Origin of the sequence: Streptomyces sp. NPDC046821 (assembly GCF_040645335.1) — a bacterium.
GTDB lineage: Bacteria > Actinomycetota > Actinomycetes > Streptomycetales > Streptomycetaceae > Streptomyces.
Genome location: NZ_JBEYYB010000010.1, coordinates 13,868 through 40,762 on the forward strand (window position 1 = coordinate 13,868; position 26,895 = coordinate 40,762).

Below are 26,895 nucleotides of genomic sequence, written 5' to 3' on the forward strand. Positions count from 1 at the left end.
TTTCGCCACCTTTACGGCGTACAGCATCGACTCGCCATCACGGCGCTCGAATTTACTAAGCGGCACCCTCGCGCCGCATCCGGGTCAGGGCCTTCACGGCACGCGCCTCTTCTGAGGGGGCATTGACGGCCTTACTGGCCACGCGGCTTTCATTCATGTGTGCCACGGCTTGGGACGTATGCCCCATATCCAGTTCCGTAAGGGCCAGGTCGTACAGCACATCGATCTCTTCACCGACTGCGTGAATCGCGCGCGCGACACCGAGCGCGGCGGCGTGCTGCCGCAAGGCCTCCTCCATACGCCCGGCCGCACGGTATGCCCTGCCCATCCTCGTGAGGGCGATAGCCTCCGCCCGCCGGTCCCCGACGCTTCTCAGCACTGGCAGGGCCATGTCATACAACGAAAGGGCTTCATCGGTCCTGCCGAGCCCGTCCATGACGGAAGCCAAATTCATTTGGAGCGTGGCCTTATCCCTTGGATTCCCCAGACTGTCCGCCACCCCCATAGCGCGCCGATACGCGACTTCCGCGTCCCCCAAGCGGCCGGCCCTCCTATGAAGTTCCGCCCTGTTATTCAGCGCGCTATACTTACCCCTTTCGTCGCCAATGGAAGTGAAATCAACGAGAGCAGAATCGAAGCAAGTCAATGCCTCTTCGCTCTCCCCCAAGTGGAGATGGATTATCCCTAGCAGGTTTCTGCAGCGCGCCCCCCTCAGTGAATCATCTATTTGCATGAGGAAATCTAGAGAATCCATCAGGAGTGATTTTGCCAGCGCGTACTGACCTGTCTGCCACAGAGATATCGAGAGCTGATGAACACACTCGCTCTCCAGTTCCCGATCCTGCAGTGACCGTGCGAGGTCGAGCGCCTCACGCGCAGCCGAGATCGCCTCTTCGTAGCGGGAACCATGGGTGTACACCGCGCAGAGGTCGAGCAGGGATCGCGCCCTCGCCGCCCTGTCACCTGCAGCATCCCAATGTGCGGCGGCGCGCCGGAGTGACGGCTCGGCCGCGGCGAGGTGCCCCTCCATGTCCAGGAATCCCGCCAACACATGGACAGATATGGCAAGTTGATGATCCGAGCCATGGTTTGCGAGCCAGTTCAGAGTGTCCAGAAGATTGGCCGACTCAGTGATCAGCCAGCGCTCTGCGGACTGCGCATCGACGATTTCCGGACAGAGCGAGGCGGTCGGATCGCCGACCACAAGATCGGCGCGGGAGCGGAAGGGATAGGCCAGCCGGTCCGCCCTGTCCGCAGCCTTGATGTAGTAATCCACCAGACGCTGCATGGCCTGCCGGACATCGCCCTCGATGCCGTCGACCTCGACCAGTGATCGCGAGTAGTCGCGTAAAAGATCATGCATGGCGAAACGGTGTGGGACAGGCTCAGAAACCAGGCAATGAAGCAGGAGTTCTTCCGATATGCGTTCGACGGTCTCCAGGGAGAATCCTGTGAGCGCAGCGATCGCACCGGGCCCGAACTCGACCCCCTTGTGCAAGCCCATGCAGCGGAAGACCAACTGCTGCTCGGCATTCAGCGCGTGGTACGAGACCTCGAAGACGCGAGTCAACGTCCGGTCCACATCATGGAGTTGAGCGAGATGGCCGCTACCGCCCCCTAGTTGGCGCAGCAGGTCGGACGTGGTCCACGAGGCACGGGCGAGCAACCGACTCGCGGCGATCTCGACGGCCAGAGGGAGGTGTCCGCAGATCCGGACGATCTCTGACACATCCGATGGATCGGCGTCGCGCCCTCTCCCCAGCCGCTGCGAAAAGAGAGCGGCCGCTTCCCTGGTCGGCAGCACGTCGAGAGAGACCGGCCGCACTCCGGGCAATCCGGGCAGCCGTCGACGGCTGGTCACGACCACCGCAGTGGGGGAAGCCCCTGGAAGCAGGGGGCGAATCTGATCAGAGGAGGTCGCATCGTCCAGGATCACCAACATGCGGCGGTGACGTGCAGCCGAGCGCCACAGTGCGACCAACTCATCCAATTCGCCAGGTAGTTCCTTGCTCGTCATGCCGAGAAGTCGCAGCAGTTCGGTGAGCGCTCGAACCGGGGTCAGAGCTGTCCGGTGCGCGGAACAACCGCCCAGGTGAAGGAAGACGCGCCCGTCCGGGAAGCGGTCGCGTAGGCGATGCGCCAGATGAACGGCCAGGGCGGTTTTTCCGATACCTCCCATTCCGTGGATGGCCTCGACGGTGACGACGTCCGAGGTCCCCTGGCCCTCACACAGCGCCGAGCTGAGCCGCTGCAGTTCATCGCGTCGTCCGGCCCACGGAACATCTCGTGGCAAATTATCCGGAACCCGATGCTCCGGGCGCGCAGACGCTCGCTCTTCGGCCTTGCCTCCGGGGAGCAGGGCCGCCGCAGAGGTCCCCGCCAGGATTCCCTGGTGAACTCGATGCAGCCCTCGGCCGGCATCCAGCCCGATGTCCCGGACGACGCGTTGCCGCGTCCGCTGGAGCAGTCGTGTCGCCTCTGCTGTCCGGTTGCTGCCATACAGCGCGATGGCCAGCCGTTCAGCCAGCGCCTCGTCGACCGGGTGCGCCTCGACCAACGGCAGAAGCACGTGAACGGCGTCGCTGAACTTGTCTCTGCTGAGCAGGATCTCCGCTCTGGTCATCGTGGCCGCGAGACTGGTCTCGCCGATGCCGACTCGCACATGCTCAGCCCAGGATCCGGTGATTCCGGCCAGCGGTTCACCACGCCAGAGGCTTTCCGCTCGGTCCAGCAGGTCCAGGGCGGACTGCTCATCTCCGCTGTCCCTGAGAGAACGGGCTCGCTCGACACAATTCGCGTAACAGCGCAGGTCGACCCGGTTCGGGTCGACGTCCAGGGAGTACGAGTTCGCGCGGCTCACGATCGTGGGTGCGTTACCCCCGGCTGTCCGCAGGGAACGTCGGATCCGTGAGATGTGAGCGTGGAGCGCTTCCCTGGCCTTGGCGGGCGGATGGTCGTCCCAGATCCTGTGGATCAGCGTGTCCACACTCACCGTGCGGCCCGCGTCCCAGGCGAGTGCTGCGAGCGCCACCCTGGTTTTCGTCGATCCGAGATCACTACGGCGGCCCGCCGCTCGGAGCTCCACCGATCCCGAAAGTCTGATCTCGAACTTCACCAGAGTCCTCCCCGCCGGTAGGCCTGTGATTGCCGAGCATTCGAGAGTGTCATGGACCTGGCATGAAGCCCATACAGAGACGACATGGGTTCAAGGTTGACCGATAAGGGGCCGAATTAGTTCATACATTTGTTCGAAGTGGGGAGTAACTCCCGGAGGGTGGAAAGGAGTGGTCCACATGGATGCTTTCTCCTCGGACGGACTGGAAGCCTTGCTGTCGGCCATGGCCGTCCGAGACGCCGACCACGAATCTCCCGCGTGGCACGGTCTGGCCCGAGTGATGGACGCTGCGGCCCGCGCAGACCCCTCGGTGACTCGTTTCTGGCCCCTGCCCGCCGTGGGGAGAGGTCCGGCCGCAACAGCGCTTCTTCGGGAACTGACCCTGGTACTGCAAGCGTTGGCCGAGCGCGACGCTGCGACACGGCGTGCGCTGACCGAGTGGTTGCGCCACCACACTGCTTCCGCCGAGGCCTCCCCCGGCACAGCCACCAACGTCATCAGCGGAGGTTCCGTCCTCCATGGCCCCAGCGTGCAGGCGCGGGACGTCCACGGCGGCATCCACTTCCACTCGCCCTCACCCCCGTCAGCGATCCGTCCCGACGTCCCCGTGCCTCGCCAATTGCCCCCGGTGACCGCGCGGTTCATCGGCCGGGAGGCCGACCGGCAAGCCCTGAACGCTCTGCGTGCCCAGCATCCGGCACACGCACCGCAGGTGCTGGTGGTCAGCGGGCTCGCCGGCATCGGAAAGACCACCCTCGCCATCCGCTGGCTGCACGAGCACGCCGACAGCTTTCCGGACGGCCAGCTCTACGCCGACCTCGGCGGACAGTCCGCTGCGCCGGACGGGCCCACCTCCACAGCCGTCGTCCTGGAAGCGTTCCTGGTCGCACTCGGTGCATCCTCGGTACCGAACGGGATCGCGCAGCGGAGCGCACTGTGGCGTTCGATGACCTCGGGGCTACGGCTCGCAGTCCTCTTGGACAGCGCGTTCACGGCTGCTCAAGTACGTCCGCTCCTCCTCGGCACGCCGACCGGCCTCACCCTGGTGACCAGCAGAAACAACCTGACCGGACTACATGTCGACGGCGCGTCCATACATCGTTAGGGAGGACTCCCGGCGGAGTCGGCAATCGAGCTCCTCGCCGTCGGTGGAGGAACGCGCGTGGCCCACGAGCCGGCCGCCGCGCGGGAAGTGGTCAGCCTGTGCGGCCGCCTGCCCCTTGCTGTGGCCCTGGCCTCCGCCCAACTTTCGTTACGCCCCCACCATTCCGTGTCAGACCTGGCCGACAGCCTGTCGCGCGGTCAGGGCGCCGTCGACACGCTGCGCGTCGACGGTCAGGCCGTAATGCGTACGGCGCTCGACCTGTCGTACAGCTGCCTCCCGGACGAGAGCCAAGCGTTGTATCGCCGGATGGGGCTGCTCCCCGCAAATCGCCACGATCTTTCCCTGCTGACCGCTCTCGCGGGCAACAGGGAAGACTCAAATGACGCCGGGCATAGTTCCGACATCGCCGTCGGCACTCTCGTCGAGGCGAATCTTCTGGAAGAGACCGGGCCGGGTACCTATCGCTTCCATGACCTCGTCCAGCCGCACGCCCGTCGACTCGGCGAAGAGGTGGAGGACCCCCGCGGACGCGAGCAAACTCTGCGCGATTTCGTCGACTGGTGCCTTTCCACCGCGGCTTCGGCGGAAAGCATCCTCACCCCGAGCCATCGGCTTTGGGGACACAGCTTCCCAGCGAGGACCGTGCGTCCGGCCCCACTCGACGGCCCGGACGAAGCACTCGCCTGGCTGGACACACACCGCAACGGCTTGATGGGCGCGGTACGGCACTGTGCGCAGGTCGGCTGGCATTCCTCCTGTTGGCAGCTCACGGACCTCATTTGGCCCCTTTTTCTCCGGTTACGTCCGTCCGAGATGTGGATCGAGGCGCACAGACTGGGTCTCGAAGCAGCGCGCCGGAGCGGGTCCCGGCAGGGGGAGGGCCGAATGCTCACGTCCGGCGCGATCGGCTTACGCGACGCAGGCCGGTACACGGAGGCTTCCGACTGGTACCGGCAGGCGCTGGAACTCGCGGCAGAGGACGGCGATGCACGCCAACAGGCCCAGGCCATAAGCGGATTGGGGCACGTCAGCCTCCTGGCCCACCGGATCGACGAGGCACGTGCGCACTTCGAGCGCGCCCTCCAGCTCCGGGTGTCGATCGGATATCAGCGCGGAGCCGCCCTCTCCCGGCGGCGCCTGGGCGAAACAGCGCTGGCCGGCGGCGACCTGGCCACGGCTGCCGAACAACTCCGCCGGGCCGGCGCCGAACTGGACTCGCTGGGAGAGGTGTACGAGGCGACTCGGGTTCTGGCCCTGCTCGGCCATGTCCTGGACCGCCGCGGGGACCGCATCGGCGGCGTCCAGCGATTACAGGAAGCTCTCACGCGCTTCCGAACGGGCACCGCTCGGTCCGAGCACTGGGAGGCACGTTGTCTGGAATGGCTCGGCCAGGCCGCCGAGTCACTCGGCGACAAGGCCGAATCGACTCGCCACTACGAAGCCGCCCGAGACCTTTTCCGACGCCTCAGTCCGGTAGACGCAGAACGCCTGGACGACCGGCTGCGGCAGCCGTGATCGTCGCCGCAGCCGATGGGCTCGGTCGGTCAGCGATGTGGCATCAGATCGACAGAGCGCAGTGCGCACGGTGATTCACCGGACGCCACCCAGGCGTGCGCGACCGACACGACCAGGTGCGGTGGGATCGGGATGTCGGCCCCACCTCGGTCCAGCCGTACCACCGAGGCGGCGCCTGTCCCGCGTCGTACACCGACGACACACATCGTGTCCGCGCCGGGTACGGCGGCGACAAGGCATCCGGGGTGGTCTGCCAGCATCTCGCGCACCCGCCGGTCAGCCGATTCCGGCGCGAGCGGCACGCAGCTCACGAGCACATCGGCGTGCTCGGCGAGCTGTGTACGTTCACGGCTGCTCACAGCCGCCCAGAGATGCACATCGCAGGGAAGCGGGCCCGGCGTGTGCGAGCAGGGGAACGGGTTCGCGTGCGTGCGCAGCCGGTCGAATCGAACGAGAACCGCACCGTGCGCCGCGTCCGAACGCCAGACACCGGAGAACGACCGGTCATCCAATCCGTCACCACTGGGCGCCCCGCCGCCCTGCGTCACCCCGAAGCAAACAGTGGCCCACCCGGCATCCGGCTCCGCGGGCGCGGTCCGCTCGCTCACAGTGCCGCACCGCCGCAGGAAGAGGTCTCCCACTGCGTCAGTGACGGCGGAAGCGGGGGCGGCGGGACGAACGTCGGACGGGCGGGTTCCCCAAGCCCGAGCATTCGGTAGACGACCGTACGCATCCGCCGGTGAAACTGACCCGGCGCCGACGACAGCGACGCGGCGACGTGGTCGTACTGTCCCGGGCGGCGCACCTGTGACGCGTACTCCAATTGCTCCGCCAGCGGGTACGCCGGAGAGACCACAGGCGCGACTGCGGACAACAGAGCCGCCGGGGAACAGGCCGACACCTCACGTCGGGATCCGTCCGTCAGCAGCATCGTCGCGCCCGTGAGCGTTCCGTATGCAGTCAGTGACCCATGGTCACCAATTATCCAGTCGGCCGCGATCAACAGGGCCTGCCAGTCGGCTTCCGGCGGGACGACCGCGATGCCCCGGCCCCGGCAGCAGGCCAGCCAGCCGTGCACTTGTCGGGTGCCGTGCCCGGCGTACACATTGGGATGGAGCAACATCGCTACGCGATAGCCGCCGCCCGGCAGCTGGCTGAGCAGCTGGGGCAGGAGGGATTCGAGCCGTCCGAACGTGGAGGTCGGCCCCCACGTGGATGTGACGACCGCGAGCCGCTGCCCGGTCTCGATTCCCAGCGCACGGCGGTAGGACTCGCGCCTCGGCCTGCCGGCCGTGATCCGGTCGACGCACGGATCGCCCATCACATGGGCCACCGAAAGCGCCTCCGGGCAGGACTTGGCGAGCTCCTCCACATCCCGGTCATGGGCATAGACGATCGCCGCCGGAACCAGCCGCCCCTTGTCCATTAGATGCTGGCGGCTCAGCATTCCGGGGGACCTCCGCTCTCCGGGGGCCAGCGTGGTGACGTCGGTGAGCAGTTTGATCTGCCCTGCTCCGTGCGAGATGCGCAGGACCGGAGCCCGCAGTTCGTGGACTCCGCGCGAGCCCGCCGCGAGAGCGAGGTCGAACTCGGCCCTCAGGGCCTCTTCCCACGGCACCGTGGTGATGCCCAGGCTCTGCAGGAACTCGAGAGCACCGCTGCCGAAGGCGTGGGGTGCGACCGTGAAGACCAGTTGAATACGCAGGTCGGTCTCCAGCAGCTCGAAGACCTCGCGCAGTCGCTGGGCGAAGGTCACTGTGTGTACGACCACCAGGACCCTCTTGCAGTCCCGCACCGTCAGCCAGTGCCCTTGTTCGATCAGTGCCGGTTTCGTCGTTCGGACGGACATGCGATCCCCCATCGCTCGTCGTGCGTACAACAGATGAAATGGGGGTTCCCCGCACACACGGCGGTTTCCTTGCATACCGCTTGCAGCAGCCTTGCTCTGCTACGTGGCGGCTTCAGGAGTTGTCGGGTTAGAGGGTGTCATGGGCGAGGACGGTATCCGTTGCCCGTACGGGAGTTGGGCTTCCGAAGACCGCTGCTGCCAGCGCCAGGCCCAGCCCCGCGCCCAGCATCTGGGCCGCCACGAAGGGGGCTACCGAGGCCGGGGCGATGCCGGCGAATGTGTTCGTGAAGGCTCGGCCTATCGTCACTGCCGGGTTCGCGAACGATGTTGAGGACGTGAACCAGTACGCCGCTCCGATGTATGACGCCACCGCGAGCGGGGCGGCCTGGGTGTGGGCGGTTCTCGTCAGGCCGGCGATCAGCAGGATCAGGCCCGCCGTTGCCACGACTTCGCCCAGGAGCAGGTGACCCGCCGAGCGGTCGTGCGTCGACCACTGCACGAGTGGCCTGCCGAACATGGCGTCGGCCAGTATCGCGCCAACTATCGCTCCGCCGATCTGCGCCGGGATGTATGCGGTCACGTCTCGCGCCGTGAGGCCGTCGCCGTTGCCCGCGCGGCGGTCGGTGAACCAGGCCGCCAGCGTCACCGCCGGGTTGAAGTGCGCTCCGGAGACAGGGCCGAGCAGCGCGATGAGGACGCCCAGGCCGAAGACGGTGGCCAGGGAGTTGGCGAGGAGTTGGACGCCTACGTCGCGCGACAGGGCGGCGGCCTGGATTCCGGAGCCGACGACGACGGTGACCAGCGCCGCCGAGCCGACGGCCTCAGCGAGGGCGCGGCGGCGCAGGGAGGCGGTCACGCCGTCACCTCCGCCGGAGCGCGTCGGCCCCCGTACGCCCTCGCCAGAAACCCCGTCAGCGCGTCCAGCGCCGCCGGAAGCGCCCAGTAGTACACCCACGTACCCCGCCGTTCGCAGTCGACCAGGCCGGCCTGGCGGAGGAGTTTGAGGTGGTGGGAGATGGTCGGCTGGGAGAGGTCGAAGGCCGGGGTGAGGTCGCAGACGCATGTCTCGCCGCCCTCCCCGCGTGACGCGATCATCGACAGCAGGCGCAGGCGGACCGGGTCGCCGAGCGCCTTGAAGACCTTGGCCAGTTCCGCCGCCCGCTCGTCGTCGAGCGGTGCGGCGACCACTCCCGGGCAGCAATCGGCGCCGGCGTCCTGGCCGATCACCTCAAGCTCTTGTTTCGACATTTCTCTATGTTGACGTTCCTCGATTCAAGGCGCAAGGTTGCATTGACAGGAATCGATACAGGCAGTTCGGTATAGGTGGTGTTCTCGTGAATGAGAAGCCCCGCGAGCTCCGCGAGAGTGTCCGTCGGCATTACGCCGCCGCAGCTGTGCAGGTCAGCGAAGGCGGCGGCGCCTGCTGCGGGCCGCAGCCCTCCCTCGGCTGCGGCGATCCGGTCGCCGTCGCCGAGCTGCGCGAGGGTGAGCGCGTGCTCGACCTCGGTTCCGGCGGCGGTGCCGACGTACTGCTGTCCGCCCGTCGCGTCGGAGAGACCGGCAAGGCGTACGGGGTCGACATGACCGACGAGATGCTCGCGGTCGCCCGCGCCAACGCCGCGAAGGCGGGCGCCGCCAACGTCGAGTTCCTCAAGGGCACCATCGAGGCGATCCCGCTGCCCGCGGGCGTCGTCGACGTCGTCATCTCCAACTGCGTGATCAACCTGTCCGTCGACAAGACAGCCGTCTTCGCCGAGGCCTGTCGCGTACTCCGGCCCGGCGGCCGTATCGGCGTCGCGGACATCGTGGCCGAGGACAGACTCTCGCCGGAGCAGCGTGCCGAGCGCGGCGATCACGCCGGCTGCGTCGCCGGCGCGCTGTCCTTCGGCGAGTACCGGGAGGGGCTGGAAGCGGCCGGGTTCACGGGTGTCGAGGTCACGGCCGACCACCCCGTCGCCGACGGGATGCATTCGGCCGTCGTGCGCGCGGTCAAGCCGGACGGCGACGCCTCGTCGGCCGGGCGCTCAACTCGCCCGTGACGTCCAGGCGTTGGTTACCCCCGGTTACTGTCCGGAGTCGCGGGTGAGCCCCGTCTCATTCTCGGCTTCGCCTCGGGCATGGAGCGCGCCGGCGTCTTCTGCAAGAACGCGCAGGTCTGACCAAGAGTCGGGCAGCCTGTCCGCCGTTTCAGACAGTCACCGGATTCTCACATCTTCGCAAGAGCGTCACATTGTGTGCGCATCGCCTTCGGAAAGCGTGGCTAGCGTTGCTGCGCGCTCGATTCCCCCGCGCGAACGCGACCAGATGCCCGGCGTCCCTGCGGCGCAGTCAGCCACAGAAAGATCGCAATGGACTACTGCTCTTCGTGCAGGCGAATACTCAACGGGGCGCTCGTGTGCCCCGGTTGCGGCGCCTACGCCCCCGACATCGCCCCGCCCAGCCACCAGCTGCACAGCGACGCCCCGACGGCGTCGGACGCGGGTGGTGGCGCCGCGGCGGGCGCGAGCGCGTCGTTCGACGCGTTCAGTGCCTCGCAGGCGTTCGGTACGTCTTCGCGTGCCGCGTCGTCGTCCGAACCGCAGCCCGCATCGAGTGTCTCTGACACCTCCGGCGCGACCGGTGGATTCGACACCGTCGCCGCCGTCGCCGCCTTTGACGCGTTCGACGCGTTTGACACGGCCAAGACGTTCGACGAGGCCGACGCCGCCGCGACGGTAGGTACGGCCACTGGTGCGGCAGCGCACACCGCCGACCTGGGTGGCCGTGCCGCCCGGCGGCGGAAGCTGGCGCAGTGGAAGAAGAACAAGCGCCGGGCCGTCGCCGCGACCGCCGTCGCCATCGTCGGCGGCGGGCTCACCATCGCCGCGCTGCCGAACAGCGCGTCCCGCGAGGCCACGCACGCGTCCGCGACGCCGGAACCGGTGACCACGTCGCCGTCGCTGGCCAACACCGACTCCGTGACGAACACGCCGGACGACCGCGCCTCGCGGCACCGCAGCGCGGACGCGCCCAGGGTCTCGGCGCCGAAGCACGCGGGCCCGTCCGCGCCCGACGAGGCGTCGGCCCCGGCCCGCACCTCGGCACCCCGCCACGCGGCGCCGCGCACGGCACCCGCACAGGCGGCGCAGCCCCACACGGCCGCGCCGGCCGCCCCGGCCCCGCACGCCTCGTCCCCGGCCCCGGCCACCCACGCGGGCTCCGGATCGGGTTCGGGTTCGGGCACGAGCGCGAACACCGGCTCGGGCACGGCCACGGGTACAGGTTCCGACAAGGGAACCGGTTCCGGCACCGGCTCCACGGGCGGCGGCACCCAGGCCACCACCCCCGCACCCGCTCCCGCTCCCAGCACGGCCTCTCCCCAGCCCATATGCGTACTGGGCGTGCTCTGCGTGAGCTGACCTTCCTCGTCTCCGAGCGGCGTGGGGATCTGCGGGCCGTATGTGGCTGGTCTCGCAGTTCCCCGCGCCCCTTCAGGGCGCCACGCCCCCGAAGCGTCACCGTCACCCTCCCCCGACAACCGCGACAGCGAAGACCGCGCGCCCGCGCCGTGGTTCGCCCATGCTGTGGGCGGAGAGAAACGGTTCAACGTCTGTGCTTCGGGAGGCCAGGATGTACGTCCCGTTCGGGGCCCTTGATTTTCTGGAACGTGCCGCGACCGTCTACGGGGACCGGATCGGTGTCGTCGACGAGCCGGACCAGCCGGCCGAGCCCTGGGAAGACCTCACCTACCGGCGCGTGGCCGAGCTCGCGCGGGCGCAGGCCGCCGGGCTCGACGCGCTCGGGGTGCCGCTCGGCGCGCGCGTCGCCGTCGTGTCGCACAACAGCGCGCGGCTCCTCACCTCGTTCTTCGGCGTGAGCGGCTACGGGCGGGTCCTCGTGCCCGTCAACTTCCGCCTCACCCCAGAGGAAGTCAGTTACGTCGTCTCCCACTCGGGCGCCGAAGTCCTCCTCGTCGATCCCGAGCTGGCCGACCGCCTCGCGGACGTCCCCGCCAAGCACCGCTTCACGATCGGCGCCGCCGCCGACTCCGAGCTGTACCGATTCGGCGTGGACCCCGCTCCCTGGACGCCCGACGAGAACGCCACCGCCACCATCAACTACACGAGCGGTACGACCGCGCGCCCCAAGGGCGTCCAGATCACCCACCGGAACATCTGGGTCAACGCCGTCACCTTCGCCCTGCACGCCGGTGTCACCGACCGGGACGTCTACCTGCACACGCTGCCGATGTTCCACGCCAACGGCTGGGGGATGCCGTTCGCCATGGCCTCCCTCGGCGTACGGCAGGTCGCGCTGCGGAAGGTCGACGGCGCCGAGATCCTGCGCCGGGTCGCCGAGCACGGCGTGACCGTCATGTGCGCCGCGCCCGCCGTCGTCAACGCCGTCCTGGACGCCGCGAAGTCCTGGAAGGGCGCGATCCCCGGGCGCGACCGGGTCCGCATCATCGTCGCCGGCGCCCCGCCGCCCACCCGCACGATCGCCCGCGTCGAGTCCGAACTCGGCTGGGAGTTCATCCAGATCTACGGGCTCACCGAGACCTCGCCCCTCCTGACGGTGAACCGGTCCCGCGCCGAATGGGACGACCTCGACGCGCCCGCGCGCGCCGAGAAGCTCGTACGGGCCGGGGCGCCCGCTCTTGGCGTGACGCTGCGGACGGACGAGGAGGGCGAGGTGCTCGCCCGGTCGAACGTGATCCTGGAGGGGTACTGGCAGCAGCCCGAGGAGAGCGAGAAGGCGCTGGCGGGCGGCTGGTTCCACACGGGTGACGGCGGCACGGTCGGCGAGGACGGCTACCTCACGATCAGCGACCGCAAGAAGGACGTGATCATCACCGGCGGCGAGAACGTCTCGTCGATCGAGGTCGAGGACGCGCTCTTCAGCCACCCCGACGTCGCCGAGGTCGCCGTCATCGGCGTCCCGGACGAGAAGTGGGGCGAGACGATCAAGGCACTCGTCGTACGGGCGCCCGACGCGACGGTCACCGAGGCCGAGCTGATCCGCCACTGCAAGGACCGCCTCGCGGGCTACAAGGCGCCCACGTCGGTCGAGTTCCGGGAGGAGCTCGCTCGCACGGCGACCGGCAAACTCCAGAAGTACAAGCTGCGCAAGCCGTACTGGGAGGGGCGGGACCGGGGGGTCAACTGAGGCGGCCATCGGGGTGGGGGTGGGCGTCGGGGGGTTTTCTCCCCCAGCCCGCCCCTTCCCGAAAGTCGGGGGGGGGGGGGGCCGCCCCCCCCCCCCCCCCCCCCCCCGCGCCCCGCGCCCCCCCCCCCCCCCCAAAAACAAAATGAAAACCCCCCCACACACCCCCGCCCCGCCCCCCCGGGGGGGGGGGGGCCCGGGGGGCCCCCCGGGGGGGCCCGGGGGGGGGGGGGGGGGCGCCGGGGGGTTTTCTCCCCCAGCCCGCCCCTTCCCGAAAGTCCTGGGGCTCCGCCCCAGACCCCGCTCCTCAAGCTCCCCCAGACTCCGTCCGGGGGGACCCCCAAGGGGCTGAAATAGCCAGCAGGAGTCGGCTGGATCAGCCCCGCGGGTGGTGGGCCGGGTGCGCGTCACTCGGCCGGCACACGGGTGCCCAGGGCAAACAGCCCGGGGCACCCATCCCCCGCCCCGCACAACTCCCACCACCCAGGCGGACGACCCGACGTGCCCATGCGGCCCACCCTCGGCAGAGTTACGGCATGGAACCCCACTACGGCTCGGTCCCGCTGGTCCCGGGTGCCGAGGCCCTGCCCGAGCTGGACATTCCGCGGCCGGACCGGCAGAACCGGCTCACCGTCCTCCTCCGGCTGCTGCTGCTCGTACCGCATCTCGTCATGCTCGCCGTACTGTCGGTGGTCGCGTTGTTCGCGGTGGTCGTCGGCTGGTTCTCGGCGCTGCTGATCGGGCGGCTGCCCGATCCGGTCGAGCGGTATCTCGCGGGGTTCCTCGGCTACGACACCCGCGTGAACGCGTACGCGATGCTCCTGACCGGCCGCTTCCCGACGGTCGAGCTCGGCGACACCATGGGGTACCCGGTGCGGGTGCGCGTGCGGCAGTCCGTGCGGCTCAACCGGCTCGCCGTGTTCTTCCGGCTCGTCCTGGTGATCCCCGCCGCGATCCTCGAGTCGCTCGTCACCGCCGGCTGGTGGGCCGTCTCCGTGATCTGGTGGCTCATCGTGCTCATCCTCGGCCGGATGCCGCTCCCCCTCTTCGAGGCGACCGCCGCCGTCCTGCGCTACCGGCTGCGGCTCGGCGCGTACATGCTGCTGCTCACCTCCGCGTACCCGAAGCGGCTCTTCGGCGACCAGACGGCGCCGGACGCCGTCGTCGGCACGCTGTCGGGCCCGTCCGCGACGCGTCCGCTGTTCCTGGGCCCGTACGCCAAGGTCCTCGTCGGGGCGTTCATCGCCTTCGGCCTGATCGGCGGCGCGGCCAACGGCTCCCAGTACGGCCGTCAGGGCTCGGACGCGGTACGGGCTTCGCTGCTCGGCGAGTGACGACGTAACGGTCCGATCGGCCCCGTGGACCGGGGCCGTCTGTGACCAAAGGCATGACGATCAGCCCTCTTCTGAGGGCTTTCGCCGCATTACGGTGGATTGCATGTCCCCTCTGGCCAGCATCAGCACCTCGTACGCGCCCCGCTTCGCGGAGTTCGCGTTCGAGCCCGGTTTCACGGCGGCCGTCGACCAGCACGTGGCGGAGCTGCGGGACAAGCTGGCGGCGGGCGGGGGCGACACGCTGCTGCCCCGGGCCCCCGACCCGGAGATCCTCTCGGACTACGCACTCGGGTTCCTCGACGCGCTCAGCGAGAACGGCTGGCGCGAACCCGTCGGGCACGACTACGCAGTGTGCCGCCTCACCGCCATCAGCTGGCTGGTGAGACGGCACGAGCTCGCGTAGACGCGCAGACGACCTGTCACATGGTGTCGGTGCGCTCCTGGGCCGGCTGGTTGGTGAGCGCGTCCTCGCGTCCCGCCTGGTAGGCGGAGAGTCCGGCGCGGGCCTTGGCCGTCTCCTGCTCGGCCGAGTCCAGCATCCGCTCCCAGCGCTGCCGCATCGGGCCGATGAGACCGCCGCCCACCCCCACGACGACGACACCCACGCCGGTCGCGAGCGCCGCGATGAGGACCGGCTGGGTGACCGCCGTGGCGATGCCCGCCTGACCGAGCGCCGCGATCGCGCCGAGGGCGACGATGCAGGCCCAGACGGCCGTGCCGACGGTCTTGCCGTACGACATCGAGGACAGCGCGTTGGTGACGATGTCGCGTACGACGTTGGCGATGGCCATGGAGACGACCACCAGGACGACGGCGACGATGCCGCGCGGCAGCCAGGCCACGATGCCGTTGATCATGGTGCTGACGGGGTTCGGACCGAAGACCCCGAAGCCGAGCTGCAAGGTGATCAGCAGCAGGGCGAAGTAGACGATCTTGCAGATGATCGCCGTCATGTCGTACGTCGAGCCCTGGAGCACCCGGGCCGCGCCCGCGCGTTCGGCGAGCTTCTCCGAGCCGACCTTGCGGAGCACCCGGTCGAGCACGCGGGCGATCATCTTCGAGATGAACCAGCCGATGGCCAGGACGACCAGGAAGCCCACGAGCTTCGGCACGAACTGGGCGACCTTGGACCAGGCGTCGTTGAGGCCCTGAGTGAAGTTCACGGCGAGTGCGGGTGTGTCGGTGAGCTGGGGCATGAGTGGTCTCCACTCGCTGGGGCCCGTGCGCGCAGCGCGCCAGGCGGTCAAGCCCCCCATGTCAGGAGCGGGTCGGTGCTCCTTCATGTCCGGAGCGATGTGCTCCTTCTGGGTATCAGCGCTCCACTGGCCTCGGCCTGCGGACCGCGTCCGTTCGTGTGACGCGGGCCAGGGCCAACGCCTCGTCGAGGAGCTCACGCAGGGCCGAGGAGGTGGGTGCGGTGACGGTGGCGAGCAGGGCGTGGGGGTCGGCGAGGGGGGTGAGGATGCCGGAGTCCCGTAGCAGTACGGGGGCGTCCAGCGGCGGCAACTCGGGGTCCACGACGAGGAGTTGACCGACGGCTCGGTGGTCTCCGAGTACGGCGGGGCCGTCCCAGCCGGGCTCCCGGGACCCGTACGCGCACTGCTGGTCGAGAATCGTGCGGCCGGCCCGGCGGACACGGAGGCGGGTGACGAGGTGGCCGGGCTCCTCGTCGGCGCGACCCAGGAGCTGTTCCTCGCGCAGTACGAGCCGTGCGGTGGCGGCGAGTTCGACCGTGCAGGTCTGGCGCAGGTTGCTTCCGGCCGCGCTGATCAGCGGGTGGGGCAGCCATTGCAGACGGGCGCCCTCCCCTGCGGTCAGTCTGACGTCGTACGTGGCGGGGGCGGTGGTGGGACCGCGCAGGGCGAGGGTGGCGGCGCCGGTGGTGATCTTGAGGTCGGCGCGGTCCTCGGCGGTGACGTCGATGGCCAGCCGGTCGCCGCCGAGGGGCGCGCTCATGGCGCCGATGATGCCCACGGTCGCGGCAGGTCCACCGCCGCCCCGCATGTGGCGCAGGTGGAACGGGCCGTCGCTGAGGAGCTGCGGGAGGGTGGTGACGCGTCCGTTGTAGGCGGCGCGGATGCGGGCGGTGGCGCGTACGCCGTCGGGATGGCCGACGGAGGCCGGTTGGGTCGTGGTCATTTGGGGCGTGGTCATTTGGGGCGCGGTCATGCGGCGGCCGCACCCGCCCGCCACTCGGTGAGGTGTCCGGTGACCCAGTCGGCGATGTCGCGGACGCCGTCGTCGGCGGTGAGGCTGGTGAAGACGACGGGCAGGTCACCGCGCTGCCGCTTGGCGTCGGCGGCCATGGTGGCGAGGTCGGCGCCCACGTACGGGGCGAGGTCGGTCTTGTTGACGACGAGGAGGTCGGCGGTGGTGATGCCGGGCCCGCCCTTGCGCGGGATGTCGTCACCGCTGGACACGTCGATGATGAAGATCTGCACGTCGACGAGGCCCTTGGAGAAGGTGGCGGTGAGGTTGTCGCCACCGGACTCGACCAGTACGAGGTCGAGAGGGGCGAGGGTCTCCTCCAGGTGTTCCACGGCCTCCAGGTTGGCGGAGATGTCGTCGCGGATCGCGGTGTGCGGGCAGGCCCCGGTCTCGACGGCGCTGATGCGCTCGGGCGGCAGCACGGCCTCGCGGCGCAGGTACTCGGCGTCCTCGCGGGTGTAGATGTCGTTGGTGACGGCGGCGATGGACCAGTGGTCGCGCAGGGCACGGCACAGGGCGGCGACCGTGGCGGTCTTGCCTGAGCCGACGGGACCGCCGAGGCCTACGCGCAGGGCACGCCGGGTGCCGTCGGGCCGGTTCGGGTCGGCGCTGTGGGTGTGACGGTGGGGCATCGTGCCGGTGGTGTCGGTGGAGTGGTCGAGGTGCATGGGTGGCTCCAAGTGGGTGAGGGGGCTCGGGAGTTCCGTGGGTGAGGGGCGCGGGGCGCAGGGGTTCCGTGTGTGAGGGGCGCGGGGCTCAGGAGGCGAAGAGGCGTACGGGCCAGGCCGCGTGGTGTTCGGCGGTGATGTCCAGCAGCGGTGCGGACGCGGACGGCAGCGCGTCGACGCCTTCCGTCGCGAAACGGGCCGCTGCCCGGGCGGCGGCGTCTGCGACGTCGTCCATCTCGGGCCCGAGGCGCGCGAGGAGTCCGGAGGCGTCGAGCGGGTCGAGACTCAGCAGGCGTACCGCCGCCGTGGCCGGGCCGCTGGCGTTCTCGTACGCGGCCGCGTGGGCGGCGTCCACCGGGGCGAGCCCGGCCGCGCGGGCCGCGAGTCCGAGGACGACGGGCTGATGGGCGCCCTGGGGGCGGGCGGACGCCAGCCGTTCCAGGGCCTCGGACGGGAACGTCGCCCGCGCGGCGCGCAGCATCTGCCGCCCGAGCCGGCGGGCGACGGTGCGCAGGGCGGGCGTCGGCGTGCGGGCGTCGGCGGCCTCGTCGAGAAGCAGCGGGTCGTGTCCGGCGGCTGCCGCGGCGGCGAGGCCGGCCGTGGTCAGGCCGGTGGTGTGGAGACGGCCGCGGCAGAACGCCTCCAGGGTGCGGGTGTCATGGACGGCTCCGCTCGCGACCGCGGCTTCCACGCCGCCGGAGTGGGCGTGCCCGCCGGCGGGGAAGCGGCCGTCGGCCAGCAGGAGCAGGGCTGCACGGCTCATGGTCGAGCGGCTGCCTTTCGGTCGGGGTGAGGTGGGGCGCGCCCAGGGCGGACACGGGTGCCCGCCCTGGGGCAGCGGCGATTTCGGGGGCCGGCGCTTTCAGAAGCTCCGGTTCAGACGCCCGGGTTCAGAAGAGGAAGTACCGCTGTGCCAGCGGCACTTCGGTCACGTACGCGCGGGGCACGATCGCGCCCTCGATCTCGGTGCGGGCGTCGTTGGTCGTCGCGCCGCCGATGGTGACCTCGAAGCTGTTGTGGTCGACGTTCAGGTCCAGTTCCTTGCCCTCGGCGCCACGGTCGTTGAGCAGCATGGACGCCTTCGAGAGTTGCCGGGTGTCGGTGATGTCGGCGAAACGCTTGGCGAGGCCGGGCCCGTGGGTGTCGCTGTTGAGCCTCGCTCCGACACCCGGCGCCACGAAGTTGAGCGAGTTGCGGCCCGGAGAGTGACCGGTGGCGCCCCAGACCGGACGCGGCAGATAGGGCTGCGGGGTGGTGATGGAGGCGTTGGCGTCGCCGACCTGCGCGTACGCGAGCTGTCCGCCCTTGAGGACCATGTGCGTACGGACGCCGAAGAACTTGGGCTCCCACAGCACCAGGTCGGCCAGCTTGCCCTTCTGCACGGAGCCGACGTACGTGTCGATGCCGTGCGTGATCGCCGGGTTGACGGTGTACTTGGCGACGTAGCGGCGGGCCCGGACATTGTCGTTCGGTGCCTGCTGCCGGTCGTTGTACGCGTGGTCGATGTGCTTCGGGACGGTGTTCAGGCTTGCCGCTTCCAGGTCCTCGGCGAGCGGACCGTAACGGACCTTCATGACGTGCGCGGTCTGCCAGGTGCGCATGACCATCTCGCCGATGCGGCCCATGGCCTGGGCGTCGGAGGACATCATCGAGATGGCGCCCATGTCGTGGAGCAGGTCCTCCGCGGCCATGGTGGACGGCCTGATGCGGGAGTCGGCGAAGGCCATGTCCGCGGGGATGTCGGGGTTGAGGTGGTGGCAGACGATCATCATGTCCACGTGTTCCTTGACGGTGTTGACCGTCAGGGGACGCGTCGGATTGGTCGACGCCGGAAGGATGTTGGGGGCCTTGACCAGTTCGATCATGTCCGGCGCGTGACCTCCGCCGGCGCCCTCGACGTGGAAGATGTGGATGGGCCGGCCACCGATGGCCTCCCTGGTGGATTCCAGAAAGCCGGATTCGTTCAACGAGTCGGCGTGCAGGGCGAGTTGGACCTTACGATCGGCGCAAACCTTCAGCGCGCTGTCGATCACGGCGGGCGTCGCGCCCCAGTCCTCGTGCACCTTGAACCCGCAGGCGCCCGCGTCGACTTGGGCGTTGAGCTCGTACTCGTTCATCGAACTGCCCTTGCCGAGCACACCGACGTTGACCGGGAACTCGTCCAGGGCCTCGAACAGCCGGGTGATGTGCCACGCGCCCGGCGTGACGGTGGTGGCCGTGCTGCCCTCGGCCGGGCCGGTGCCACCGCCGATGAGGGTGGTGACGCCCGAGGTCAGAGCCTCGTGGACCTCTCCGGGGCAGATGAAGTGGACGTGGGTGTCGACGCCGCCCGCGGTGAGGATGCGGCCGTTGCCGGAGATGACCTCGGTGCTGGGACCGACGACGAAGTTCTCCGGTTCCACGGGGGCCGTGGTCTCGTCCGCCTGCCCGTGCGCGGCGAATCTCGCCCCGAACTCGGGCGGCATCTCGAAGTCCGTGATCGGGTCCATCGTCTCGGGGTTGTACGCCTTGCCGATGGCAACGATGTCGCCGTCGCGGATACCGATGTCGGCCTTGACCACACCCCACCAGTCGAGGATCAGCGCTCCGGTGACGACGGTGTCCACGGGCTCGTACGCCGTGGGGTCGCCCGCGCTGTTCCTGCCGTCCCTGGCCAGGTGTGACATGCCCATGGACTCGCGGATCACCTTGCCGCCGCCGAAGATCATCTCGTTGCCGCTGTGCGACGGGCCGCCGCTCCAGTCGGCCTCGATCTCCAGGGTGAGATCGGTGTCCGCGATCCGGACGCGGTCGCGGGTGGTGGGGCCGTAGAGGGCGGTGTAGTCGGCGCGCGCCAGTTCGTTGCCGGGCGGCTTCTCGCCGGGCGTTCGGTTCGCGCCGGTCAGCTTCTGGTCGCTCATCCGACGATCCCCTCGCGCAGGCCCTGGATCTTGGTCACGTCTGCGTCGGGGCCGACCTCGCCCTGGATCCTGACCAGTTCGACGCAGCATTCGTCGCCCGGTTCGAATCGCACGGAGGTGCCCGCGGCGATGTTGAGCCGTCGGCCTCTCGCGTCGGCGCAGTCCCACAGGTCCGAGATGGTTCCCTGCGGGCCGATGACCTTCAGCCCCGGGTTGACCTCGGCGAAGTGGTAGTGCGAGCCGACCTGGAGGGGGCGGTCGGCGGTGTTCCTGACCTTGATCGTCTTCTTGTCGGCCTGGAGATCCCGGTTGAAGAGGATCGCGTCGTAGCGGGCCGCGGTGTCGTCGTCGCACGCAGGCGGGTTCTCGTCGCCGGGGCACTCGACGGAACCGGCGGCCGCGCGGGGAGGCACGGGGTGCTCGATCTTGCCCGGATGGATCTCGGGCTCCTCCGCACCCTCCGGGATGGGGTGATGGAGGGTGACCAGCTTGGTGCCGTCCGGGAAGGTGGCCTCCACCTGGACGTTCTTGATCATCTCGGGGACGCCGTCCATCACGTCGTCCCGGGTGAACAGCCGGCGGCCCTCGTCCATGATCTCGCTGACGGTCCTGCCGTCGCGGGCCTGCTCGTAGACGTACACGGTCAACAGGGCCATGACCTCCGGGTAGTTGAGGCGGAGCCCCCGGTCCCGGCGCCTGCGCGCCACGTCGGCCGCGACGTGGACGAGTAACCGCTCCTGCTCGTGCGGGGTCAGATGCACGATGGATCCCTTCCGTCGTACGGATGGAGCCGCGGCCGGAGGGCTTGCAGAGGGTGGTCGATCCGGCCGCGCCGTCATCCTTGGCAGCGGAACGCCCCGGGAATCCCGGGCGACGGATGGTCGACACGATCTGGTGAACTCGCACGTGGGGGGCTGTACGCGGGCGTACGGGTCGTGCGTGGGCCCGGTCTCGACGGCGCCTGGTGCGTAACCACCCTCTGACTACGGCGTGTTCGCTCCGCGCGCCCCGGCTCCCACTGCCAGAGTGATCGGGTACAGAATCACCCGTTTCGCGCGTTTCACAGGTTTCGCGCGCTTCGCCGGTCTCCCAGGGAGTGTGGTGAGCATGGCCCACGTGCACGTGATCCTCAATCAGAAAGGCGGCGTGGGGAAGTCGACGCTCGCCGTCAACCTCGCCGCGGTGACGGCGGACGTGCTCGGCGCGGGGAACCCGAGCGACGGGCAGCCGCCCGTCGTGGCCGTCTCCATCGACCCGCAGGGCTCCGCCGTGTGGTGGTCGGAGCGCGTCGGCGACGGACTCCCCTTCGACTTCGTGCAGGCCCACGACGACCTCGACGGACTCGCCGCGCTCGCCCGCATCCCGTCCGCCCAGCACGTGTTCGTCGACACCCCGGGCTGGCTCGACCTCGCCGAGTCCTCCGGCGAGGACCCGCTCGGCAAGGGCGCCGCCGCGGACGCGCTCCGCGCCGTCCTGTCCAACGCCCACGACGTCATCGTGCCGATCGAGCCCGAGCCGCTCGGTTTCCAGCCCACACAGCGCACCATCGAGCGCGTCGTGAAGCCGCGCGGGCTTCCGTACCGGGTCGTCATCAACAACTGGGACCCCCGCGACGGCAAGGCCGACCTGGAGCAGACTCGGGCGTTCGTCGAGGCCCAGGGCTGGCCGCTCGCCCGCACCGTCGTACGCCACTACAAGCTGCACACACGCGCCTCCGCCGACGGGCTCGTCGTCACGCAGTACGGCGCGAACCGTGTCGCGCTCCAGGCCCGCGAGGACTTCTTCCGTCTGGCCCTGGAGGTGGGCCTCGCGGCGATCCCGGCCCCGGCGAGGCGCTCCACGGGTGCGAAGACGAAGGCGGCCGCCAAGACGCCGGCGCAGGCCAAGACTCCTGCTCAGGCCAAGACTCCGGCTCAGGCGCAGAGGAAGGCGCCGGCGCAGGCCAAGACTCCGGCGCAGGCGAAGGCGCCCAAGCAGGCACCGAAGCGAGCGCCCAAGCAGGCGCGGGCTCAAGCCGCCGGGAAGTCCAAGGGCGCGCAGAACACCCAGACCTCACAGAACACTCCGGGCGCACAGAACACTCAGACCGCGCAGGCCACTCAGGGCGCACAGCGCTCCGCGCAGGCCAAGACCACCAAGCGCGCCACGAACGCGAAGAGCACCAAGAAGGTGAACGTCTGATGGGGCGCCGTACCGATCTGTCCTCCCTGCTGTCGGCCGCACCAGCACCCGCGCCCGCGGCCGAGGGCAGCGTGCAGACCGCGGCCCCGGCCGCCCGTGCCACGCGCAAGGCCACCCCGGACGCCGACAAGGCCCGCGACGCCGGCGAGACCCAAGGCGCACGCAAGACCCCGGACACCCACCCGACCCCCGACCGCGACACCCCTCCCCCCGTCCGCATCGCCCTCACCGATCTCGCCGAGAACCCCGACAACCCTCGCCACGAGCTGCGCGACCTCGACGGGCTGGCCGAGACGATGCGTGAGCGTGGCGTGCTCCAGGCCCTCGGCGTGGTGACCCGTGCCGTGTTCCTCAAGGCCCACCCGCACCACGAGAAGGCCGTGGGCAGCGCCCCCTACATCGTCTTGCACGGCCACCGGCGCCTGGCCGCCGCACGCATGGCGGGCCTGGACGAGGTCCCCGTACTGGTCCGCGACGACGCCTCCCGTACCGGCGAGGACGCCCTGATCGAGAACGTGCAGCGCGACGACCTCACGGAGCTGGAGCAGGCGCAGGCCATCCAGGGCCTCATCAAGAGCTACGGCTACTCACAGCGCCAGGTCGCCGCCCGTATCGGCAAGACGCAGGGCTTCGTCTCGCAGCGGCTGTCCCTGATGAAGCTCCGCGAGGACATCCAGGAAGCGCTGGCCGACGGACGCGTCTCGGTGGAGGACGCCCGGCGCATCGCGCGCCTCCCCCTCGACGAGCAGGCGCTCCCCGGCGACACCGGCGCGCCCCCGCCGTCGGTGCCGAAGGCCCGCCGCGATTACGGCGTAATCAAAATCGACAGCCGGGGTACGCCCGAACAGGTCGTCGAATCCCTCCGGCGGCATCTCGCCCCCGCGGCCCTCGACCGGATCCTGGAACTCCTGGGCCGCTGACGGCCCCTCCCGGACCCTCCCGGACCCTCCCGGGCCCTCCCGGATTCACCGATTCACCAATTCACCGCCAAAGCCCCCGGCCGCCCCATCCACGCCCACCCCTCAGTACGCCACCGAGATCCGCCCCCGCGGATGCGCCCCGCTCTCCAGCTCGTCCACGAAGGCGATCGCGTAGTCCTCCGCCGAGACGCGCGAGTTGCCGTATTCGTCGGTGAGGAGCTGGTCGCCGCCGAGGCGGAAGGTTCCGGTGCGTTCGCCGGGGCCGAATTCGGCGCCGGGGGACACGTATGTCCAGTCCAGGTCGTCCACCGTGCGCAGATACGCGAGGAGGTCGCGGTGGGCGAGGGCCTCGCCCCGGTACGCGTCGGGGAAGTCGGGGCGGTCGGCGAGCGCCTCGCCCGGGGTGACCTCCAGGCTGCCCGCCCCGCCCACGACCACCAGGCGTGACGTGCCCGAGCGGCGCACACCGGCGACCAGGGACTCGTTGAGCGCGAGGAACAGCGTCCCCGGGTCCGAGATGTCGCGCTGGGGCGCGAGGGCGGACGCCACCACGTCCTGACCGGTCGCCAGCTCGCCGACCTTGAGCGGGTCCGAGCAGTCCGCCGCCGTCGCCGTCAGACCCGGCACCGGGGACCCGCCGGACCGGCTCACCGCCATCACCTGGTGCCCGCGGTCCACCGCCTCCGCCGCGATCCGGCTGCCGACCATGCCGGTCGCTCCGAACAGCACGATCTTCATAGGCCTCAGGGAAACACGGTCCGGGACCGCCCGCATGTTGCGGAACACAGGGCGGCGGAGGTCAATGGAAACGCGGGGAAAAACAGCAGAAAGGAGCCGTCATGGCTCACGCGGCACCCGTCTCGGGAACCTCCGGTCTGCGCTCCACGGTGACCGGTTCCCGGCTCTCGATCGTCCTCTCGCTCCTGCTCGGCGCCGTCTACGGCATCTGGGCGGCGGGCATCAAACGTGACGCCACCCCGATCACCGGCGCGGTCGCCAGCCCGTACGTGACCGGCGGCAACATCGCGTTCGGCTTCGTCACCGGCATCATCGTCGCCGCGGTCTGCTACGGCGTGCACATGTTCCTCCGGTCGTCCCGGATGCAGCGTGAACTGCGCGCCGCCGTCTGGGCGGTGTTCGGCGGCTGCGCGTTCGGGTTCATCTACAGCCTGACCGACGCCTCGGTCCTGCGGTCCACGATCATGGCCCTGATCGTCGCGGTGGGCGTGGGCGCGGGCACGTTCTACCACTACTACACGACCGAGTAGGACGGGCACCTGCGGCCGGTGGCGCATCGTCCGTGATGCGCCATCTGCCGTCCCCCGCTGGCGCCGCCCGCCGCGCGCGCCTTGCCTGGAAGGGTGATGCGAAGAGCCCTGTCCGTGGTCCTCCTGGTCCTGGCCTGCCTGCTCGTGCCGCTCGGCACGCTGTCGGTGTGGGCCAGGTACGAGGTCGGGGACAGCGACCGGTACGTCGCGACGATGGCACCGCTCGGCTCGGAACCGGCCGTGCGCGGCGCGGTCTCCGGCGCCGTCACGAACGCCATCATGGAGCAGCTCGACAACGGGCCCATGCGGTCGGCCGTCGAGCGGTTCGTGCACGAGGCCGTGCAGTCCTTCACCGGAACCGAGTCGTTCCGCGCGGCCTGGGACACGGCGAACCGGGCCGCGCACGACGCCGTCCAGGAGGCCGTCGACGACGGCACCGACGGCCCCGTCACCATCGACCTCGCGCCCGTCACGGCGCAGGTCAAGCAGCACCTCGCCGACGACGGCGTGCCGTTCGCCGACCGTGTCCCCGTCACGCACACCGAGGTCACGGTGATGGACCCGCAGGACCTCGACCGGCTGCGCCAGGTGCTGCTGCGGCTCCAGCAGGCGGGACTGTGGCCGCCGTTCGCCGCGCTCACCTTCGCCGCCGCCGGGCTCGCGCTCGCGCGGCGCGGGCGACGGAGTTCCGCCCTGGCCGCCACCGCGCTCGGCATGTCCCTGACATCAGCGGCTCTCCTCGCCGCCCTCGCCGCGAGCCGCGACCTGACCCTCGACAGCCTTCCCTCGGACGTGGACCGCCCGGCGGCGGGCGCGGCCTACGACGTGCTCACCCTGTCGATGCACGACGCGTCCTCGGCGATCGCCGGCGCGGCCCTCCTGATCGCCGCCTGCGCCTGGCTCGCCGGCCGTTTCCACGGCGCCGTGAGAGCAGCCGTACGGCCCCGTCCCGTACCGCCGCCTGCCGCGTCCGGGATGCGGGCGAAGCCGGCCGGAGCCAGCATCTCGGTGAACCGAGCAGGCCGAGCGCAGGCCGAAATGGAGGAAGGCCGACCATGAGCGAGAACCACGTCCCGACCACGCCCCCGTCCCTCAAACGCGACCCCGACCCCGGCGCCTGGTCCGGCGACCACCGCACGCCCCGGCCCGACGCCGCACCGGGCGCCGGCGCCGTCGGCGAGCGGGGACGGTCGGCGGGCGGCGCCACGTTCGCCGGTGTCCTGATGATGATCGGCGGCGCCCTGGGCATCCTGAACGGCATCTCGGGCATCGCCCGGGACAACATCTACACCCGCGTCGGCGCCTACGTGTACGCCCTCAGCCTCAGCTCGTGGGGCTGGATCCATCTGCTCGTCGGCGTCGCCGTCACCACCGTCGGCTACGGCATCCTCAAGGGGGCGTCCTGGTCCCGCACCGCCGGGATCGTCGTCGCCGCGCTGTATGTGATCGCGTACTTCCTGTTCCTGCCGTACGCGCCGGTCTGGTCGGTGATCGGGATCGCGATCGGGGTCTTCGTCATCTGGGCGCTGGCGAGCGAGGGTCCGAAGCGGGCCGACGCCTGGCCGTGAGTTGGGCAACCCCGCGCGGCGCCCGGGCGTCTTATCCGGCCCAGGCACACTCAGCGGAAGGCGGCCCGAGCCTTGGAGCACGTGACCAGCCCGCCGGTCCTCGCCCACGGCCATGACGAGGACCGTTCGCGCAGGCCGGGCCGCGTGCTCGCCGGCTGGCTCGCGGCTCTGCTGCTCGCCGGGGTCAGCGTGGTCGTCGGCTGCCGGGCCGCCGACACCGACGGGGTCACGCCGGTCCCGCAGCTCCTGGCGTTCCTGCCGTGGCTCCTCGTCCCCACCGGCCTGGCGCTGCTGCTCGCGCTCCTGGCCCGATGGCGCCTGGGTCTGGTGTGGGGCGTCGCCGTCCTCGGCGGCCTCGCCTGGTTCATCGAGCCGTACGGCAAGGACGCCGAGGCGAGCGGGCCGACCGTCGCCGAGGTGCGCGTGCTCGCGTCGAACGTCCAGTTCGGGCGCGGCACGGGATCGCTGGTCAGCGCGGTGCGGCGGGAGCGGCCCGGTCTGGTGTTCGTCGAGGAGTGCGACTACGGGTGCCAGGACACCCTGCGACGGGAACTGCCGCCCTCCGAGTTCCCGTACCGGCAGGCTGTGGCGGCGGGCGGGTCGCAGGGGTCGGTCATCCTCAGCCGGTACCCGCTCAAGGCGGCGGCGGGCGTGCCCGGCACCATGGGGATGCCCGGTGCCGTCGCCGACATCGAGGGGCACGCGGTACGGCTCCAGCTCGCCCACCCGATGCCGCCGCTGCCCCGGCAGGTCGGCCTGTGGCGCTCCGAGCTGGGGAGACTCCGTGACTTCGCCGCCTCAGGGCACGGGGAGCCGACCGTCCTCGCCGGGGACTTCAACGCGACGCAGGACCACGCCGCGTTCCGCCGCATCCTGGACACGGGCCTGCACGACAGCGCACGTCAGGCCGGGAAGTCGCGCGCCCCGAGCTGGCCGTCGAGCGCCCCGTCGCCCCTCGGCACACAGATCGACCACGTCCTCGTGAGCGCGGAGTTCTCGGCGCGTTCCGCCCGCTTTCTGACCCTGGCCGACACGGACCACCGGGCCCTGCTCGCCGACCTCGCGTTCCACCTGCCGGAAAGGCACTGACCTGGGACACCGCCATGTCGTTCAATGGGCGAC

The 26,895-nt window shown here is 70.2% G+C and carries 25 protein-coding genes and 1 pseudogene; 13 read left to right on the plus strand and 13 right to left on the minus strand.

The genetic code is table 11. The features are described from left to right. Window positions 1-55: 55 nt before the first annotated feature. The gene (locus tag ABZ893_RS21100; protein ID WP_361405857.1) at window positions 56-3,115 is read right to left on the minus strand and encodes a tetratricopeptide repeat protein; all 3,060 of its coding nucleotides are present in this window, start codon (window positions 3,113-3,115) and stop codon (window positions 56-58) included. A 178-nt stretch (window positions 3,116-3,293) separates the two neighbouring features. Here ABZ893_RS21100 and ABZ893_RS21105 point away from each other — a divergent pair, with 178 nt between their 5' ends. Both ABZ893_RS21105 and ABZ893_RS21110 read left to right on the plus strand, forming a co-directional pair. Further along, a complete protein-coding gene (locus ABZ893_RS21105; protein WP_361405859.1) occupies window positions 3,294-4,220 on the plus strand; it encodes an ATP-binding protein in 927 nt (308 codons plus the stop codon). 57 nt (window positions 4,221-4,277) lie between these two features. Further along, a complete protein-coding gene (locus tag ABZ893_RS21110) occupies window positions 4,278-5,735 on the plus strand; it encodes a tetratricopeptide repeat protein (protein WP_361405862.1) in 1,458 nt (485 codons plus the stop codon). A 29-nt stretch (window positions 5,736-5,764) separates the two neighbouring features. Here ABZ893_RS21110 and ABZ893_RS21115 read toward each other — a convergent pair whose 3' ends face one another. From ABZ893_RS21115 to ABZ893_RS21130, 4 genes are all read right to left on the minus strand, one after another. Next, a complete protein-coding gene (locus tag ABZ893_RS21115; RefSeq protein WP_361405866.1) occupies window positions 5,765-6,343 on the minus strand; it encodes a hypothetical protein in 579 nt (192 codons plus the stop codon). Continuing rightward, the gene (locus ABZ893_RS21120; protein ID WP_361405869.1) at window positions 6,340-7,584 is read right to left on the minus strand and encodes a hypothetical protein; all 1,245 of its coding nucleotides are present in this window, start codon (window positions 7,582-7,584) and stop codon (window positions 6,340-6,342) included. The genes ABZ893_RS21115 and ABZ893_RS21120 overlap by 4 nt, the downstream gene beginning before the upstream one ends. A gap of 127 nt (window positions 7,585-7,711) precedes the next feature. After that, window positions 7,712-8,440 (minus strand): MIP/aquaporin family protein, encoded by a 729-nt coding sequence (locus ABZ893_RS21125; protein ID WP_361405872.1) that lies wholly within the window; start codon window positions 8,438-8,440, stop codon window positions 7,712-7,714. Beyond that, a complete protein-coding gene (locus tag ABZ893_RS21130) occupies window positions 8,437-8,832 on the minus strand; it encodes a metalloregulator ArsR/SmtB family transcription factor (RefSeq protein WP_361405874.1) in 396 nt (131 codons plus the stop codon). The genes ABZ893_RS21125 and ABZ893_RS21130 overlap by 4 nt, the downstream gene beginning before the upstream one ends. Before the next feature lie 86 nt (window positions 8,833-8,918). Between ABZ893_RS21130 and ABZ893_RS21135 the strand changes: the two genes are divergently transcribed. From ABZ893_RS21135 to ABZ893_RS21155, 5 genes are all read left to right on the plus strand, one after another. After that, the gene (locus ABZ893_RS21135; protein WP_361405877.1) at window positions 8,919-9,623 is read left to right on the plus strand and encodes a methyltransferase domain-containing protein; all 705 of its coding nucleotides are present in this window, start codon (window positions 8,919-8,921) and stop codon (window positions 9,621-9,623) included. Between the two features lie 309 nt (window positions 9,624-9,932). Continuing rightward, on the plus strand, window positions 9,933-10,982 hold the full coding sequence (locus ABZ893_RS21140; RefSeq protein WP_361405880.1) for a hypothetical protein: 1,050 nt from the start codon (window positions 9,933-9,935) through the stop codon (window positions 10,980-10,982). A gap of 211 nt (window positions 10,983-11,193) precedes the next feature. Further along, a complete protein-coding gene (locus tag ABZ893_RS21145) occupies window positions 11,194-12,729 on the plus strand; it encodes an AMP-binding protein (protein ID WP_361405883.1) in 1,536 nt (511 codons plus the stop codon). 533 nt (window positions 12,730-13,262) lie between these two features. Continuing rightward, window positions 13,263-14,060 (plus strand): DUF4389 domain-containing protein, encoded by a 798-nt coding sequence (locus ABZ893_RS21150; protein ID WP_361405886.1) that lies wholly within the window; start codon window positions 13,263-13,265, stop codon window positions 14,058-14,060. A 103-nt stretch (window positions 14,061-14,163) separates the two neighbouring features. Beyond that, on the plus strand, window positions 14,164-14,463 hold the full coding sequence (locus tag ABZ893_RS21155) for a DUF6401 family natural product biosynthesis protein (protein ID WP_361405888.1): 300 nt from the start codon (window positions 14,164-14,166) through the stop codon (window positions 14,461-14,463). 16 nt (window positions 14,464-14,479) lie between these two features. On the opposite strand, the gene ABZ893_RS21160 is transcribed toward ABZ893_RS21155, so the two are convergent. From ABZ893_RS21160 to ABZ893_RS21190, 7 genes and pseudogenes are all read right to left on the minus strand, one after another. Then, on the minus strand, window positions 14,480-15,256 hold the full coding sequence (locus ABZ893_RS21160) for a hypothetical protein (RefSeq protein ID WP_361405891.1): 777 nt from the start codon (window positions 15,254-15,256) through the stop codon (window positions 14,480-14,482). A 115-nt stretch (window positions 15,257-15,371) separates the two neighbouring features. Continuing rightward, a complete protein-coding gene (locus ABZ893_RS21165; RefSeq protein WP_361405894.1) occupies window positions 15,372-16,199 on the minus strand; it encodes an urease accessory protein UreD in 828 nt (275 codons plus the stop codon). 26 nt (window positions 16,200-16,225) lie between these two features. Next, a complete protein-coding gene (gene ureG, locus ABZ893_RS21170; RefSeq protein ID WP_361405897.1) occupies window positions 16,226-16,936 on the minus strand; it encodes an urease accessory protein UreG in 711 nt (236 codons plus the stop codon). 88 nt (window positions 16,937-17,024) lie between these two features. Continuing rightward, a complete protein-coding gene (locus ABZ893_RS21175; protein ID WP_361405900.1) occupies window positions 17,025-17,699 on the minus strand; it encodes an urease accessory UreF family protein in 675 nt (224 codons plus the stop codon). Window positions 17,700-17,826: 127 nt separating this feature from the next. Then, window positions 17,827-19,836 carry an urease subunit alpha gene (locus ABZ893_RS21180; RefSeq protein ID WP_361405903.1) on the minus strand — a complete coding sequence of 670 codons (2,010 nt, stop codon included), beginning with the start codon at window positions 19,834-19,836 and terminating at the stop codon, window positions 17,827-17,829. Beyond that, on the minus strand, window positions 19,833-20,249 hold the full coding sequence (locus tag ABZ893_RS21185) for an urease subunit beta (protein ID WP_361406656.1): 417 nt from the start codon (window positions 20,247-20,249) through the stop codon (window positions 19,833-19,835). Before ABZ893_RS21185 ends, ABZ893_RS21180 begins: the two co-directional genes overlap by 4 nt. A 51-nt stretch (window positions 20,250-20,300) precedes the next feature. Further along, window positions 20,301-20,597: pseudogene (locus ABZ893_RS21190) on the minus strand (urease subunit gamma); the annotation flags it as partial. Between the two features lie 346 nt (window positions 20,598-20,943). Between ABZ893_RS21190 and ABZ893_RS21195 the strand changes: the two are divergent. After that, window positions 20,944-22,017 carry a hypothetical protein gene (locus tag ABZ893_RS21195; protein ID WP_361405906.1) on the plus strand — a complete coding sequence of 358 codons (1,074 nt, stop codon included), beginning with the start codon at window positions 20,944-20,946 and terminating at the stop codon, window positions 22,015-22,017. Beyond that, entirely contained in the window at window positions 22,017-22,937 is a 921-nt protein-coding gene (locus tag ABZ893_RS21200) for a ParB/RepB/Spo0J family partition protein (RefSeq protein ID WP_361405909.1), read from the plus strand. The genes ABZ893_RS21195 and ABZ893_RS21200 overlap by 1 nt, the downstream gene beginning before the upstream one ends. A gap of 102 nt (window positions 22,938-23,039) precedes the next feature. Here ABZ893_RS21200 and ABZ893_RS21205 read toward each other — a convergent pair whose 3' ends face one another. Further along, window positions 23,040-23,675, minus strand: a complete 636-nt coding sequence (locus ABZ893_RS21205) for an NAD(P)-dependent oxidoreductase (protein ID WP_361405912.1) — start codon at window positions 23,673-23,675, stop codon at window positions 23,040-23,042. 101 nt (window positions 23,676-23,776) lie between these two features. Here ABZ893_RS21205 and ABZ893_RS21210 point away from each other — a divergent pair, with 101 nt between their 5' ends. The 4 genes from ABZ893_RS21210 (at window position 23,777) to ABZ893_RS21225 (ending at window position 26,862) form a co-directional block, all read left to right on the plus strand. Further along, window positions 23,777-24,205, plus strand: coding sequence for a hypothetical protein (locus tag ABZ893_RS21210; RefSeq protein ID WP_361405915.1), 429 nt, complete (start codon window positions 23,777-23,779; stop codon window positions 24,203-24,205). Between the two features lie 96 nt (window positions 24,206-24,301). Next, entirely contained in the window at window positions 24,302-25,264 is a 963-nt protein-coding gene (locus ABZ893_RS21215; RefSeq protein ID WP_361405918.1) for a hypothetical protein, read from the plus strand. Beyond that, entirely contained in the window at window positions 25,261-25,773 is a 513-nt protein-coding gene (locus ABZ893_RS21220; RefSeq protein WP_361405921.1) for a hypothetical protein, read from the plus strand. The genes ABZ893_RS21215 and ABZ893_RS21220 overlap by 4 nt, the downstream gene beginning before the upstream one ends. A gap of 144 nt (window positions 25,774-25,917) precedes the next feature. Continuing rightward, window positions 25,918-26,862 (plus strand): endonuclease/exonuclease/phosphatase family protein, encoded by a 945-nt coding sequence (locus ABZ893_RS21225; RefSeq protein ID WP_361406659.1) that lies wholly within the window; start codon window positions 25,918-25,920, stop codon window positions 26,860-26,862. The last annotated feature ends 33 nt before the right edge of the window (window positions 26,863-26,895 follow it).

Coding starts and splice junctions, on each gene's coding strand:
- ABZ893_RS21105 (WP_361405859.1), top strand. CDS start 3,294: ATGGATGCTTTCTCCTCGGACGGACTGGAAGCCTTGCTGTCGGCCATG.
- ABZ893_RS21120 (WP_361405869.1), bottom strand. CDS start 7,584: ATGTCCGTCCGAACGACGAAACCGGCACTGATCGAACAAGGGCACTGG.
- ABZ893_RS21130 (WP_361405874.1), bottom strand. CDS start 8,832: ATGTCGAAACAAGAGCTTGAGGTGATCGGCCAGGACGCCGGCGCCGAT.
- ABZ893_RS21140 (WP_361405880.1), top strand. CDS start 9,933: ATGGACTACTGCTCTTCGTGCAGGCGAATACTCAACGGGGCGCTCGTG.
- ABZ893_RS21145 (WP_361405883.1), top strand. CDS start 11,194: ATGTACGTCCCGTTCGGGGCCCTTGATTTTCTGGAACGTGCCGCGACC.
- ABZ893_RS21150 (WP_361405886.1), top strand. CDS start 13,263: ATGGAACCCCACTACGGCTCGGTCCCGCTGGTCCCGGGTGCCGAGGCC.
- ABZ893_RS21155 (WP_361405888.1), top strand. CDS start 14,164: ATGTCCCCTCTGGCCAGCATCAGCACCTCGTACGCGCCCCGCTTCGCG.
- ABZ893_RS21160 (WP_361405891.1), bottom strand. CDS start 15,256: ATGCCCCAGCTCACCGACACACCCGCACTCGCCGTGAACTTCACTCAG.
- ABZ893_RS21165 (WP_361405894.1), bottom strand. CDS start 16,199: ATGACCACGACCCAACCGGCCTCCGTCGGCCATCCCGACGGCGTACGC.
- ureG (WP_361405897.1), bottom strand. CDS start 16,936: ATGCACCTCGACCACTCCACCGACACCACCGGCACGATGCCCCACCGT.
- ABZ893_RS21175 (WP_361405900.1), bottom strand. CDS start 17,699: ATGAGCCGTGCAGCCCTGCTCCTGCTGGCCGACGGCCGCTTCCCCGCC.
- ABZ893_RS21180 (WP_361405903.1), bottom strand. CDS start 19,836: ATGAGCGACCAGAAGCTGACCGGCGCGAACCGAACGCCCGGCGAGAAG.
- ABZ893_RS21195 (WP_361405906.1), top strand. CDS start 20,944: ATGGCCCACGTGCACGTGATCCTCAATCAGAAAGGCGGCGTGGGGAAG.
- ABZ893_RS21200 (WP_361405909.1), top strand. CDS start 22,017: ATGGGGCGCCGTACCGATCTGTCCTCCCTGCTGTCGGCCGCACCAGCA.
- ABZ893_RS21205 (WP_361405912.1), bottom strand. CDS start 23,675: ATGAAGATCGTGCTGTTCGGAGCGACCGGCATGGTCGGCAGCCGGATC.
- ABZ893_RS21210 (WP_361405915.1), top strand. CDS start 23,777: ATGGCTCACGCGGCACCCGTCTCGGGAACCTCCGGTCTGCGCTCCACG.
- ABZ893_RS21215 (WP_361405918.1), top strand. CDS start 24,302: ATGCGAAGAGCCCTGTCCGTGGTCCTCCTGGTCCTGGCCTGCCTGCTC.
- ABZ893_RS21220 (WP_361405921.1), top strand. CDS start 25,261: ATGAGCGAGAACCACGTCCCGACCACGCCCCCGTCCCTCAAACGCGAC.